General features: G+C 41.0%; 11 protein-coding genes. 5 read left to right on the top strand and 6 right to left on the bottom strand.

The features are described 5' to 3' along the window. Positions 1-213: 213 nt before the first annotated feature. From HGO23_RS11110 to HGO23_RS11130, 5 genes are all read right to left on the bottom strand, one after another. Positions 214-1,815 (bottom strand): phytoene desaturase family protein, encoded by a 1,602-nt coding sequence (locus HGO23_RS11110; RefSeq protein WP_244967786.1) that lies wholly within the window; start codon positions 1,813-1,815, stop codon positions 214-216. Beyond that, positions 1,812-2,612, bottom strand: a complete 801-nt coding sequence (locus HGO23_RS11115; RefSeq protein ID WP_209026646.1) for a cyclase family protein — start codon at positions 2,610-2,612, stop codon at positions 1,812-1,814. Before HGO23_RS11115 ends, HGO23_RS11110 begins: the two co-directional genes overlap by 4 nt. Positions 2,613-2,732: 120 nt before the next feature. After that, positions 2,733-3,281 carry a flavin reductase family protein gene (locus HGO23_RS11120; RefSeq protein ID WP_244590001.1) on the bottom strand — a complete coding sequence of 183 codons (549 nt, stop codon included), beginning with the start codon at positions 3,279-3,281 and terminating at the stop codon, positions 2,733-2,735. 14 nt (positions 3,282-3,295) lie between these two features. Further along, positions 3,296-4,573, bottom strand: coding sequence for a styrene monooxygenase/indole monooxygenase family protein (locus tag HGO23_RS11125; protein ID WP_099136961.1), 1,278 nt, complete (start codon positions 4,571-4,573; stop codon positions 3,296-3,298). A gap of 56 nt (positions 4,574-4,629) precedes the next feature. Then, a complete protein-coding gene (locus HGO23_RS11130) occupies positions 4,630-5,418 on the bottom strand; it encodes an SDR family oxidoreductase (protein WP_099136962.1) in 789 nt (262 codons plus the stop codon). 615 nt (positions 5,419-6,033) lie between these two features. Between HGO23_RS11130 and HGO23_RS11135 the strand changes: the two genes are divergently transcribed. The 4 genes from HGO23_RS11135 to HGO23_RS11150 all read left to right on the top strand — a co-directional run bounded on the left by HGO23_RS11135 (position 6,034) and on the right by HGO23_RS11150 (position 9,810). Next, the gene (locus HGO23_RS11135; protein ID WP_209026647.1) at positions 6,034-7,371 is read left to right on the top strand and encodes a cytochrome ubiquinol oxidase subunit I; all 1,338 of its coding nucleotides are present in this window, start codon (positions 6,034-6,036) and stop codon (positions 7,369-7,371) included. Beyond that, the gene (cydB, locus tag HGO23_RS11140; RefSeq protein ID WP_099136964.1) at positions 7,361-8,368 is read left to right on the top strand and encodes a cytochrome d ubiquinol oxidase subunit II; all 1,008 of its coding nucleotides are present in this window, start codon (positions 7,361-7,363) and stop codon (positions 8,366-8,368) included. The genes HGO23_RS11135 and cydB overlap by 11 nt, the downstream gene beginning before the upstream one ends. Next, positions 8,349-8,507 (top strand): DUF2474 domain-containing protein, encoded by a 159-nt coding sequence (locus tag HGO23_RS11145; protein WP_169923090.1) that lies wholly within the window; start codon positions 8,349-8,351, stop codon positions 8,505-8,507. The genes cydB and HGO23_RS11145 overlap by 20 nt, the downstream gene beginning before the upstream one ends. Positions 8,508-8,844: 337 nt before the next feature. Continuing rightward, the gene (locus HGO23_RS11150; RefSeq protein ID WP_209026648.1) at positions 8,845-9,810 is read left to right on the top strand and encodes a hypothetical protein; all 966 of its coding nucleotides are present in this window, start codon (positions 8,845-8,847) and stop codon (positions 9,808-9,810) included. A gap of 249 nt (positions 9,811-10,059) precedes the next feature. Here the strand turns inward: HGO23_RS11150 and HGO23_RS11155 are convergent, their stop codons facing one another. Further along, positions 10,060-11,064, bottom strand: coding sequence for an endonuclease (locus HGO23_RS11155; protein WP_244967787.1), 1,005 nt, complete (start codon positions 11,062-11,064; stop codon positions 10,060-10,062). 1,184 nt (positions 11,065-12,248) lie between these two features. On the opposite strand from HGO23_RS11155, the gene HGO23_RS11160 reads away from it, so the two are divergent. Continuing rightward, positions 12,249-13,100 (top strand): N-acyl homoserine lactonase, encoded by an 852-nt coding sequence (locus tag HGO23_RS11160; protein WP_209026649.1) that lies wholly within the window; start codon positions 12,249-12,251, stop codon positions 13,098-13,100. Positions 13,101-13,190: the final 90 nt, after the last annotated feature.

Here is a 13,190-nt window from a genome sequence, read left to right on the forward strand (position 1 = left end):
AAATTAACTTAATGATTATAACGAGGCTGGCACTGCTGGCCTCGTCAGTCAGGATACGAGTATTTTACCTGCCTATTTGATCCGGTAAAAATAATCCTGAATTAAAACGGAACCGCAACTTTTAAGCAAACCTGTGAACCAGCCGGACGATTAGCTACGGCAAGATCTTCCTGCCACTTCAATTGCCACCATAAAACGAGTGAAATAATTTGATCAGCGCCGCGCAAGCTGACGGGCAACAAGGTAGCCGGAAGTCCCGGCTAATCCGGGACCAGGATGTGTTGAAGCCCCAATATGAAATACATTACTGACAAAAGTTTGATGTGCTTGCGTACCTTGCGAAGAGGCAAAAGGACGCAGCCAGAAAAATTGATCCGGTGAGCAAATTCCCGAATAGGGATCTCCCCCAACCAAATTGCAATTCAATGCCTGTAAATCTGCCGGAGAATACGCCTTACGGCCAACAATCGAAGATGAAAAACCGGGAATGACAGTTTCCAGACGAGACTGTACGCGATCTGCAACCGCTTCACGGACTGTTTCATTCCATTTGCCATCGGCAGGAATAGAAATTTCGCCCAAAGCATCCCCTTTCAAATAGCCGGGTAATTCCTGCATCTGAACCCATAGGATCCATCCTCCTTCGGGAGCTCTGGAAGCATCAAGAACGGTTGGTTGCCCTATAGCCAGTGTCGGATGACTCGGCAAATAACCGTTATTAGCCTGTGTGACAGACAAACAAACCTGTTCCATACTCTCCGTTAAATGAATAAGCGGCACATGACGTAACTCCGGTTCACACCATGATGGAGGAGTATTCAGAGCAAAGTGAAGCTGCATCCCGCCACGTCCGTAACGATAGCTCTGTGCACGTTGCCGGACTGTATCAGGAATGTCATTCAACAAATGACCATAAAGCTGTTGAGGAGTTACATTGCACACTACAGCATCGCGGGCGTGATAAACCCTTCCTGCTGCTATCACACCAAAAGCACAGCGTTTTTTTCCATGCCCTTGCGTAATGATACGGTCAACCTGGGTATGAGTAAGGAGCTGGCCACCATGCTGTTCAATGATCGCCTGTAACGCTTCAACGATGCGAATACCACCGCCTTTAACGACTGGCATTCCTCCTGCTATCACAGCAGCAAAGGTCAATTTGCCAATCAGGGCAGAGCCGGCATCATCCGGCCCCAGCCCGGTATGTAGTGTCCACGGCGCAATGAGAGCGCGACTGAATTCAGACTGCAATTCTCGTTCAGACCAGCGCCGGAAAGTTTCCAGTGAGTTGCCGAAAAATTCTGTTAATCCACCAATGCCACGTTTTCGCCACTCAGAGAACAATAGTTTGAGTATTCCAAAACCATAAGGGTTTTGCCCCAGTAAGCCAAAGATCAATGCAGCATCATCATGAAGAATCTGTTGTGTCATGCGGCGAAATGCTGCCCCATCTTTTGGCGCAATTGCATCAAACTGCAAAGCCGAAGCCAGAATACTCTGCTTTAAGGCGATTCCCCTGCTATTCGGTTGAACCAGCCCGGTTGAATAGTCACTGTGTATGAATTCCAAACCTACTTTTTCCAGTGCGGGCTTCAGCACTTGATAAGCCGGGCTGTTTAGAAATAACGGATACCAGCAGGAGAACACATCATGGGTATAACCGGGAAAAAGTTCTTCTGTACGAATACAACCGCCTGGTATGGCATTCCGTTCCAGTACCAGAACAGATCTCCCCCATATAGCCAACAGAGCAGCACATACCAATGAATTTATCCCACTGCCAACGATGATCACTTGCGGTTTAGCACTACTCATGATGCCATTCCTGCGGGCTGTTCAACCAAAGCCAGGACACGCAGTGGGCTTCCTGACCCTCCCTCAATCTTGAGAGGTGCGGCAATAATTACTGCGCCGGTTGGCGGTAATAAATCGAGATTTCGCAGACACTGCAAACCGTATTTATTCGCCCCGTGCATCAAGGTATGACAGGGATAAACCAGCGGCCATGAATAGGATTGACCCGCATCGGTATTAATCGTCTCTACTCCGAACCCCCGAATATTACGTTCATGGATCAACCACTCTACCGTTTCCTGACTCGGCCCAGGCGTGTGAGCACCGTCATCACGCATATTAAGGAAGCGAACCGGATCATCAGCCCGTTTCGACCAATCCGTTCTGAACAGTAACCATGCCTGGGCAGGAATACGTCCGTATTGTTCTTCCCATGCCTGTAAAAACTCAACCGTCAGTAACCAATCTGGATATCGTGCCACCTGTTGACTAGCATCCACCACCACCGCAGGCGCGATAAAATTATGCAGGGGAATAGTATCAACTGTATTATCTGAATGATTTTTACCGCTGATCCAATGTACCGGAGCATCAAAATGGGTTCCCGTATGCTCACCGCAACTGAAATTATTCCAATACCAGGCCGGGCCATTCTCGTCATAATGAGAAATACGTTCCATTTTAAATGACCAGACTTGTCCAAACTGTTCCGGTAACTGCAAGGCCGGAAAACCAGAGGACAACGTCTGGGTGAGATCGATAATCCTCACACTTCCCTGAATTAGCGCAGTAACAAACGCATTTAGTGGGTTTTTCATTCATCTTCTCCCAACATCTGAACAAAAAAGACAGAATGATCGATCCTGACTCTGTGGATCTCAGAATACAGCGCAACCAACGAAACTATTATTTGCAAGACGATGGATGACAGAGGGCTGTTATATTTCCCGAATATCATGCAATGCAGTAAACATGCCAGCATGAAAAACCAATGGCTTTCCTTCAATGCTGGCAATACGCTTTATCTGACCAATCATTAACAGGTGATCACCAAGATGGGTTTGCTGATGATTAGCACAAACCAGTGTCGCTATTGCGCCATCAATTGACGGCATCCCTTCCGGCGTTTCCTGCACAGGAATACCCTGAAACTTATTTTCAACTCTTGGATTGGCAAAACGCAGAGCCAGTTCCTGATGGTCACAGCCAAGGATACTGATGGTGAAATATCCACAGTTACGGAATACAGACAAATTGGGAGAATGATTAACCAGACTCCAGAGTATCAACGGCGGTTCCAGAGAAAGTGAAGCAAATGAGTTGATGGTCAACCCGACGTTCCTTCCGTCAGCAGTGCGTGTTGCAACAATAGCCACCCCCGTTGGATAACATCCTAAGAGTGTGCGCAGTGCTCTTGTTTCAAATTCTGCCATACCCCACTCAACATCAGGCAACGGTATTTGGCTGTTCTGAATATTCATAGTCATATCGGATACCCCGCTCAGAACCCGCTCTTCTCGACAATTTGCGAATGAGCGGTCTGCGCATTACGGGTAGCCAGCACATGAATATATGCTTCACAGGCATCGCTATCCCGCCACCACGGAAACAATACCGGAGGATGATTAAAAGCACTGGCAATCGTACTGGCGAGAGCAGGTAATTTCTGGGCAGCTCCCAACAAACTCAGGATATGGGGTTTTGGCGGGATAAGCAGGCTGTTTGTCCATTCCACAACATACTGACTATATTTCCAGAATCGGTCGAATGTGTCATTCATCCACTCTGCCGTAAAGGGTTTGTCACCACGGGCAAGAATGGCTTCGTAATAAACTTTGCAGGCTTTAGTTGCGTTATTGGAGCCCTGCCCGGTCAGCGGATCATTTGTGACTACCGCATCCCCCAACCCCAAAACCTGACGACCAGAAGGCAATGTCAATACTGGTTTGCGTACTACTGGCGCAAAACAGCCAGCCAGAGTGCCATTTTCATCGGTAAGTTCTATCTGTTCACAACGTGCCGCTTCCCACGGCAAGAAAGTTTTGAGGATATACTTGCTATAGGCCAGATGTTCCTGCGCTGTTCTGACCTCTCGCCAGCCATCCATTGCTCCCCCAGAAACCCCTTCAAAAACCATAATGTCACAAGGGCCGCTCAGGGTCAGGGCAGGAAAAACGAAATATTCCCCCACTCCTGGGATCAAGTTAAAAGAAACACGGGAATATTCGGGGACTGGCAACATACCATGCACATAAGTCAAAGCTAATGCACGCTGGGGCTTATCATAAGGAGAACGGGAAGCATCACGCTCCAACAATCTCACGATTTCCCCCTTTCCTCCAGCCAAAATAACCAACTCATGACTGGCTGTCAGTTGTTCCAACTCGGCAATACCCACATCACGAATTTCCAGATTACCGCCGCAAGAAGCAAACTGTTCCATCCAAAATGGCATCTTGATACGCTGATCGACAGCCTGCGCGTAGTTATTGAGTCGTGCACTCCAGTCAATCACCTTTTCATGCGGAATTTCAGAATGAGGAACAGTAAAACCGATACCTTCAACGGGCGGGCATTGTGTTTCCCACTGATCCAAACCTAAATTACGTTCAAATTGCAAAGAAGAATCGAACATACACTGACTCGACATTACCCGGCCAGTTCGGACATCATCAGGCGTGCGATTGGTAACAACAGTTACCTGATAGCCTTTATCAAGCAGACCAAGAGCCAAAGGCAGTCCGGCTTGACCACCTCCGACAATAGCTATACGACACATAATATTTACTCCTTCGGATTGTGTTAGATCTGGAATCACTACTATTCCTATTTCTCCTATTCAGCCAAACGAGAAATAGCAGGTTTGGCTTGCTCAGGCCCCATTGCTGAATAGCCGCCATCAACGGCGTAGTCAGCTCCGGTTACAAAACTCGCTAAATCAGAAAGAAGAAATGCAACTACCTGAGCGATCTCTTCAGGATCTCCAACACGGCCAAGCAAGTGATAATCTGCGGCAACTTCATCCGTTTTCTGACGATTACCCTGAGTCAATTCATCCATGACCCGTGACCAAGTCCAACCCGGCGAGACAGAGTTCACACGAATGTGATCAGCGGCATAGTCCATTGCCATGCTGCGGGTGACTTGCAATAAGGTGGCTTTTGAAGCGGGGTATAACCAACGGCCTGTCTGGGCAATAGAAGATGAAATACTGGTGAAATTGACAATCGCCCCACCTCCGGCAACCATAAAATAAGGGTGTACAAACTGAGCTGCCCTGACGGCACTGACCACATTAATATTTAGTGCGGTCAGCCACGTTTCGCGACCAGAGACTACACCATCATCCAGATAAGTTGCAGCGAGATTAACGAGGCAGTTAAGGCGACCATAATAAGCAGCAACCTCATGCACTCCCTGAGCAAGTTGTTTATCATCGGTAATATCGACATGCCAGAAACGAATGGAATCCGGTCGGAAATTACAGGCCTTCTTTCCCCCTTCCCGGTCAATATCGAAAATCGCAACTTTAACACCATATTCACTCAATACGCTGGCAACAGTTGCACCAATTTTAGTAGCACCACCAGTGACAATAGCGACTTTATTATTTAAGCCTTTCATGAGTGATCCCCTTATATCATATATACCCAATCCATTGCTATTCAGTGTATTAATCAGTAATTAATGAATCATGAGAGATATCATTACGTGAAATGGAGAAAGTCAAATAGCCAATATATGCAGAAAAGATCCATTCAGTGCAGGTATGTATAAATCCAATATTTAATACTCAACTAATTTTAATGTTACAACCATTGGAATATGATCGCTGACCAAAGGCCAGTTTATATTATCCCAAATCATTGCTTTCGCTTTTTTATTAGATGCTTTGATAAAATTGCCGTTCTATTATTCACCATCATTAATATCAATAGTTATTCACTTGGTGATTATACAAACCACTGACTATGTTATATGTTGCAATCTTTAATCAGATTTTTTTATTAACTAACTCATTTTTATTATGGGCATATTGAATTTTTTCATGATATTTCCTCAATTAAATTTAATGTTTCTTCATTGTTTATCATATGTTATACATTTGATCTCAATTAAACTGTTATATAAAACAAATAAAAAATTGTTACTGTTATATTCAAAATCCGTGTGCTCTACTTGTCCTCACTCTTTCACTTCTTTTACCCAATAGGGTTCAGTCAAAAATAAGAGGTCACTATGTTCGGGTTAAGTGCCCTTGAACTCGCAAGGATACAGTTTGCATTTACAGTTTCTTTTCACATCATCTTTCCTGCCATTACGATAGGTTTAGCCAGTTTTCTTGCTCTGTTGGAAGGTTTATGGCTGAAAACGCGCAATACAGACTACAAAACGTTATACCACTTCTGGGCGAAAATTTTTGCAATTAATTTTGGTATGGGAGTGGTTTCTGGTTTAGTCATGGCCTATCAATTTGGCACTAACTGGAGCTTCTACTCTGATTTTGCAGGAACTATCACAGGCCCTTTACTGGTCTATGAAGTATTGACTGCATTTTTCCTTGAGGCAGGATTTCTTGGCGTTATGTTGTTCGGCTGGCATCGGGTGGGTGAAAAACTTCATTTTTTTGCCACCTGTATGGTCGCTCTCGGAACGATTATCTCCACTTTTTGGATCCTGGCATCCAATAGCTGGATGCAGACGCCGCAAGGTTACGAAATTGTCAATAATCAAGTCGTTCCTGTAGATTGGCTGGCAGTTATCTTTAACCCTTCTTTCCCTTATCGCTTGCTGCATATGGGAACAGCGGCATTTCTTGCCTCAGCATTCTTTATTGCTGCTTCTGCTGCCTGGCATTTGCTGAAAGGCAATAATTCATCGGCCATGCAGAAAATGCTGTCCATGGCGATGTGGCTGATCCTGATTATTGCTCCGTTACAAGCCATGATTGGTGATTTACATGGACTGAATACACTGAAACACCAGCCTGCCAAAATTGCTGCGATGGAAGGCCATTGGGAAAATCATCCCGGTGAGGCTACGCCACTCATTTTATTCGGTATTCCTGATCAAACAGCAGAAGAGACACGTTATGCAGTTAAAGTTCCCTATCTTGCTAGTTTGATCCTGACACACAGTATTGATAAACAAGTTCCGGCATTAAAAGAATTCGCACCAGAAGATCGCCCCAATGCTTTCATGGTGTTCTGGTCATTCCGCATCATGGTTGGATTAGGGTTATTAATGATTATGGCGGGCGTTTGGGGACTGTGGTTACGTTATAAAAAGCGCTTGTACCAGAACCGGACTTTCCTCCGTTTTATGCTCCTGATGGCACCTTCTGGCCTGATTGCCATTTTGGCCGGATGGTTCACCACTGAAATTGGCCGCCAGCCGTGGGTCGTCTATGGTTTGATGCGCACAAAAGATGCTGTTTCGGCCCACGGTGAGATCCATATGAGTATCAGTTTGCTGATTTTCTTTGTCGTCTACAGCGCCGTATTCGGTGTCGGTTATGCCTATATGATGAAACTTATCCGCAAAGGCCCCAATAAGGAGTTAACAAATGGGCATTGATCTCCCTCTGCTTTGGTTCCTGATTATTATCTTCAGCACTATGATGTACATTGTGATGGATGGCTTTGATCTTGGTATCGGTATTTTATATCCCATGATTAAGCAACAATCAGACCGTGATTTGATGATGAATTCGGTAGCGCCTGTTTGGGATGGTAACGAAACCTGGCTGGTGCTCGGTGGTGCCGGGTTATTTGGTGCTTTCCCTCTGGCATATGCTGTTATTTTGGATGCACTGGCGATCCCATTGACGATTATGTTATTGGGGCTGATATTCCGTGGCGTGGCGTTCGAATTCCGTTTCAAGGCAACGCCATCGCATCAACCCATTTGGGATAAAGCGTTTATTGCTGGTTCAATTATTGCTACTTTTACACAAGGCATTGTTGTCGGCGCAGTTATTGACGGTTTCCCAATCGAAAATCGCACCTATATCGGCGGTGCTTTCGATTGGTTCTCACCATTTCCGCTATTTTGTGGTTTTGGTTTGCTTATTGCTTATGGACTGTTGGGATGTGGCTGGTTGGTGATGAAAACCGAAGGACATTTGCAACAACAAATGTATGGTCTTCTACGTCCGTTAACCTTATTGATGATGACGTCCATCATTATCATCAGCTTTTGGACGCCAGCTTCTCAACCCGCTATTGCCGAGCGCTGGTTCAGTTTCCCTAACCTGCTTTTCTTTATGCCTGTACCATTACTGGTCATGTTTTCAGGCTGGAAACTGCTGACTGCCAATCAGAATAGCAGCCATTACACACCATTTTTAGCTGCACTGTTATTAGTTTTTATGGGCTTCAGTGGATTGGGGATCAGCATCTGGCCAAATATCATCCCTCCGTTTATCAGTTATGAAGAAGCCGCCTCCCCTTCTCAATCACTGGGTTTTATGCTCGTTGGCGCGCTATTTATTATCCCGATAATATTGGTTTACACCTGTTGGAGTTATTATGTCTTCCGAGGAAAAATTACCCATGAACAAGGCTACCACTAAAACAGAGCACACCCATTCTCCATTATGGAAAAGATTGGGCTGGATGATAATAATTTGGTTTTGTAGTGTATTAGCACTTTATGCTGTTTCCACTTTATTTCGTTTTTTAATGACAACAGCGGGTATGAAAATTAAGTAATTATTAGATTTTCTACCAATTTAATATTTTCATATTTATTCGTTTCTTCGTTATACCCATTGTTTTTAATTTTTTTAGCATTTGAACTCATTTTCCCCGGTCACAATGGATTCTGTGTCTGGGGATTTATTGAAACTCTCTTCCAGGAAAATAATTTACTTCCAAACTTAAAGACCGATTTAGAAAACAATCAATGGTAACATATCTATTTTAGATATTCATCCAGATTATTTTAATATTAACAAGCATATATTTATACACTATAAATATATTCTCAACCATATTGCCTTTTTTGAGGAAAATAATATTTATACTAAATTTATATACGGAGTTTGATATGATCAAAATAACATTACTTACTTTTTCAGGGCGGGAAAATTATCAATGGTTTTTTGACGGAACTGATATCAAACCATTATTAGATTTCATGCGAGATAAGAGAAAGGGAATAAACTTTGGGATAAGTGAGAGAAAGCTCGGATTTTCTGGTTTTTTTGTCGAAATTGAAGACTCCGCACAAGGATCAGCACGTCAATATGGGCTGATTAATTCATTTCATGTCTGTGATGGTATAGCGGAAGATCTGCAAGACAGTAAAGAGCTTGGCTTGGTTTTACTTGAAAAATTTACCCAAGATAATCCACTCAAAAAACATATAAAACAGGAAATACACGATCTCCGGTCAGATAACTCTGATACTTCCCTAAGCACTGAACAAGAAGATGAACAGGAATACAAAAAGACTGAATTTAATCGAATACACGAACCAAGTTGGCATATGTCAGTAAAATTTACCGACCCATTATCTGGACGAGTTTATGATATAGATGCGGCCAGGTATAACCAGGGTTTCTGGAATGATCCCACGCGCATTGCTCTGAATAATTGTTATGCTTACGCGTGTAACTATGCAAGTAACGATTATCCTCAGCCCGGCAGTTACGGTGGTAAACCAATCACATTTCCTTATACAAAACGTTATCTTCAGGCTGTTATAGATGGGGCTATAGCAGATGGATTAGTTAAACTTGATGAACTTACAGATGCACAATATCATCCCAATTATGTTATTGCTCTCTATACTATGCCAGATAATTCATACAATTGGGATTACCATTGGTATCGGTTGGTTTTAGATCAGTACCGAACTCAGATGTGGGCACATAAACTTGGCAGAGAAAGGGTCAGAAAAACAGATAACCAGAGAAAAATTATAAGAGATCCTAACAAAGCCGACCGAGGAAAATATACTGTATTCGGAGGGTATTTTGTCGTAAATAATCGGGTGAAGATAAAAGCTTAAAATAATGTATAGCAGCAGAATTAAAGTTCATCATTTATAATATAATTAACGGGTTCACACTTGTAGTGTTCTATCACCGATGGTTCTATCATAGATAGAATAACTGCGTTATATAGAATAGAGGGGAATCCCCTTTTCAGTTCATTAAGGCCCATGAAAAAACCGGTGCTAAGACGACCACCTTTTTATTGGTAGTTCGGTCTCAATCACCAGTTCACTTCCTAAAAATAACAATCCAATATATTTTAGTTATTTTTTACAATTACCTGCCAAATAATACCCGGCTTTCCGAGCTTCAGATTCCGAACGAAAATAAATAGCATTTTTATCAGCTACTGTCTTATATCCGGAGCAATGTGCAAAATGATAAATCTGGCTGTTTTTATTGCCTTTAATTATTTCACTTTGAGTGACTTTCGTCGTTGATTTTTTAACTGAAACCGGCTCAGTAACTGATTGGTATGAATTTAAATTTTGACTATTATTTTGCCTACTAAACCTTTGACCAGAATTTTTGTGCCCTAATTGCCATTTCTTACTCCCTGTAACAAATGGGTTATGGTGCCCCATAATGCGGGCGATTCGATTATCCCGTTCCCGCTCCCAGGCTTCTACCGGATACTGACGATCCCATGCTATCATTAATTGCTGTTGCTGGTGTGACATCGTCAAATTATAGCGATCATGCATATAAAAATAGACTCTGGCGACCATCCCTTTCACTTTGTCGCGCGGTTCAAAAAGGCGTAATTTAAAATCCACTTTACTGCTACAGGCACCATACATATTAGGTAAATTTCTGGAAGCCATTCCATAACTCAAATTACTGCGATCCCCATTAACTTCACCAATGGAAGGTGCCAGATTGTGCATATCCGATTCTATCGCACGAAATATCGGATCATTATCAACACAGTTTTTTCTTCCGCCATTCTGCCAACATTGTCTCTGATGACCAAATACCCACGCTGGTACAATATGTTCCCACTCGATACGCTCAGCACGGGTTTGTTGTGCTCTGATTTGATAATTACAAGAGGCCAGGTCGACACGCCCGCCACTTTTACCTACCCATTGCCAATTACAGCCACAATACAAAGTACCAATGCCTGATTTTTCTTGCCCATCATAAACATATTTTCGTGATTCTACTTTAGCCTGCTCAAAGTTGGTCGGCATACTCCATGCGCTAAAAGATGCAATGAATGCCAAAAATAAAAGATAATTTGTCCAAAGGCGAAATTTATTGTTCAAAATAATACCTATTCACTTGTTGTATCATACCAATCTGGTATCCTGCCTGATCAGACAAATAAATGACACATATTATTTATCGAATTTCTCTTACATGGATACTGTAGGATCAGTTTGCTATTTTAATTTGTTAAAATCAATATCACTTAATGCATAGAATAAGTTAATTTATTGCACTTTTAAAGACTCAATTACTCTGTTTATTAAGCCATTAAAATCTATTTGTCTGAGTAAAATTAAATCAACTTTAATATTTTTAATAAAATAAATGACGATCAATACTAAATTTGAACAGCTTGAACACGAACCACTGGATGTTGTAAAGAAATACTCATGAAATTAAAGGTTACTATCAACACTATTCATATTTCAGAAAATCATTTACAAATTCAGGTTTTCATTGCAGGTAAAAATCAGTTAGATATTACTTTAAATTCGTTCTCTGATGAACTATAAACCTGCCCTATGTTTAAGAAAAAAACACAAAAACCCATTTATTTTTCTAATAGTTCTTTGTGTTTTGTTATTAATCTATTACCCACTTCGTTTCTTTTTGGGTGAGAAATGGATAATGACAGCTTTATTATTATGGATGAAAGTGACATTTTTCCATATCAAAAGTTAGCATAAAAATATCACTTCTGGATATTTTATATCATTAAACTAACTTCCATTGAAATTCTTTAACCAGGAATCTGTCATTCCCTTTTTAAAATATTAATTTTTAAGAAATTGTAACATGCATTCATTATACCTTATTATCATCACGCCTTTTTCCCTCTTGTATAAAATCATCTTTTTATAAAAGTAAAATCAGAAAAGAATTAAATTCATCTTACAAATACAAAACATCAATCATAATTTATAGTTTTAAATATTTCTTTCGTTAAAGAAATATTTAAAACCAATAAAAATAAGTTATTGGTTGATAAAAAAAAGTGATTTGAAATAATCAAATAAAAAACACACCTTATATAAATCACAACCATCCTGAATTTAAATTCTATTAAAGAGGAAATAATAAAGATAAAATAAACCCTAAAAAACCACCTACAAAATTAAGATAAAAGACAATAATATCAATAAATTACAACAGAGAAACCACTTTAATACAGTCAACCTAACCAAAATTATCATTAATCACCTTATTAACTTTTTAAAATTATATATAGGGCAATAATAATATGAAAAAGATAATTTTACTTACCAAAATTTTCCTATTCAGCTTTTTCATTCCTATTGTTAATGCTGATTCAAATCATAATGGTTACGATGTTGCCAAAAAAATAACTCAAAGGTACTTTGATAATCAAAAGTATTGTGGAGATGACGGTCTACCTGCATTTTTATGTTCTGGTGTTTTACTGAGAGGAACCGTTGCTTCGGATAAATATCACTCATGGAATCCAAGCCCACATTCCCAAGAAAGTGGCGGTGTTTCATTCTCCTATTTGAGACATGATGTTAAGGATATTGAACTCGCTTATGATTACAAAAATGGTTATATTTTTTCTCCATATATTGAAAATCCTGCTGATAAAGTTCGTCCCGAAATTCTTTGTTATTTTCCTATTGACGGAGATACGATAAACAGAAGTGACAAAGGATGTGGCCCCGATTCAGGAAATCCAAACAGCATTCCTTGTCAACAACAGGGAATTACCACAGCAGAACAGTGGGTCAATCATTATAAAAATGTTGTTAATTCTAACCGTTTCGCCCAATGTGGCTTTGATGTCACAGGAACAGGGAGCGCAGATGCATTTATGCAAGGAATTAAAGTTCGCTCACTGATTCAGTTACCATTAAATAACGAACTAATTTTGGCTACCTGGCCCCAAAATATCCCTGATAAATTGCCTATCGAAGCCTTCTTTTATCGTTCTGAAGGGTTGAATAGCGCACAACATGATCAAAGAGATTTTTATCAGGTTACAGGGATAATCATACCAATAATACAGATGACACTCCCTTCTGATGAAAATCAAAATGTTAGCTTTAGCTATAAGCCAGAAGATCAAGTTATTAATCCCTAGAATTAACAAATTGAAATTACGAACATCTAATTAAAAACAACAAAAACTATATCTTCATGAAAGATAAATTTAAAATAAAAACCTTAAGAG

The sequence above is a fragment of the Xenorhabdus budapestensis genome, from assembly GCF_017743015.1.
GTDB lineage: Bacteria > Pseudomonadota > Gammaproteobacteria > Enterobacterales > Enterobacteriaceae > Xenorhabdus > Xenorhabdus budapestensis.

What these genes read in the sequence shown, in the direction of transcription:
- HGO23_RS11120 (WP_244590001.1), bottom strand. Translation starts at nt 3,281, where the DNA reads ATGACTATGAATATTCAGAACAGCCAAATACCGTTGCCTGATGTTGAG.
- HGO23_RS11135 (WP_209026647.1), top strand. Translation starts at nt 6,034, where the DNA reads ATGTTCGGGTTAAGTGCCCTTGAACTCGCAAGGATACAGTTTGCATTT.
- HGO23_RS11125 (WP_099136961.1), bottom strand. Translation starts at nt 4,573, where the DNA reads ATGTGTCGTATAGCTATTGTCGGAGGTGGTCAAGCCGGACTGCCTTTG.
- HGO23_RS11145 (WP_169923090.1), top strand. Translation starts at nt 8,349, where the DNA reads ATGAACAAGGCTACCACTAAAACAGAGCACACCCATTCTCCATTATGG.
- HGO23_RS11160 (WP_209026649.1), top strand. Translation starts at nt 12,249, where the DNA reads ATGAAAAAGATAATTTTACTTACCAAAATTTTCCTATTCAGCTTTTTC.
- HGO23_RS11130 (WP_099136962.1), bottom strand. Translation starts at nt 5,418, where the DNA reads ATGAAAGGCTTAAATAATAAAGTCGCTATTGTCACTGGTGGTGCTACT.
- HGO23_RS11110 (WP_244967786.1), bottom strand. Translation starts at nt 1,815, where the DNA reads ATGAGTAGTGCTAAACCGCAAGTGATCATCGTTGGCAGTGGGATAAAT.
- HGO23_RS11115 (WP_209026646.1), bottom strand. Translation starts at nt 2,612, where the DNA reads ATGAAAAACCCACTAAATGCGTTTGTTACTGCGCTAATTCAGGGAAGT.
- cydB (WP_099136964.1), top strand. Translation starts at nt 7,361, where the DNA reads ATGGGCATTGATCTCCCTCTGCTTTGGTTCCTGATTATTATCTTCAGC.
- HGO23_RS11150 (WP_209026648.1), top strand. Translation starts at nt 8,845, where the DNA reads ATGATCAAAATAACATTACTTACTTTTTCAGGGCGGGAAAATTATCAA.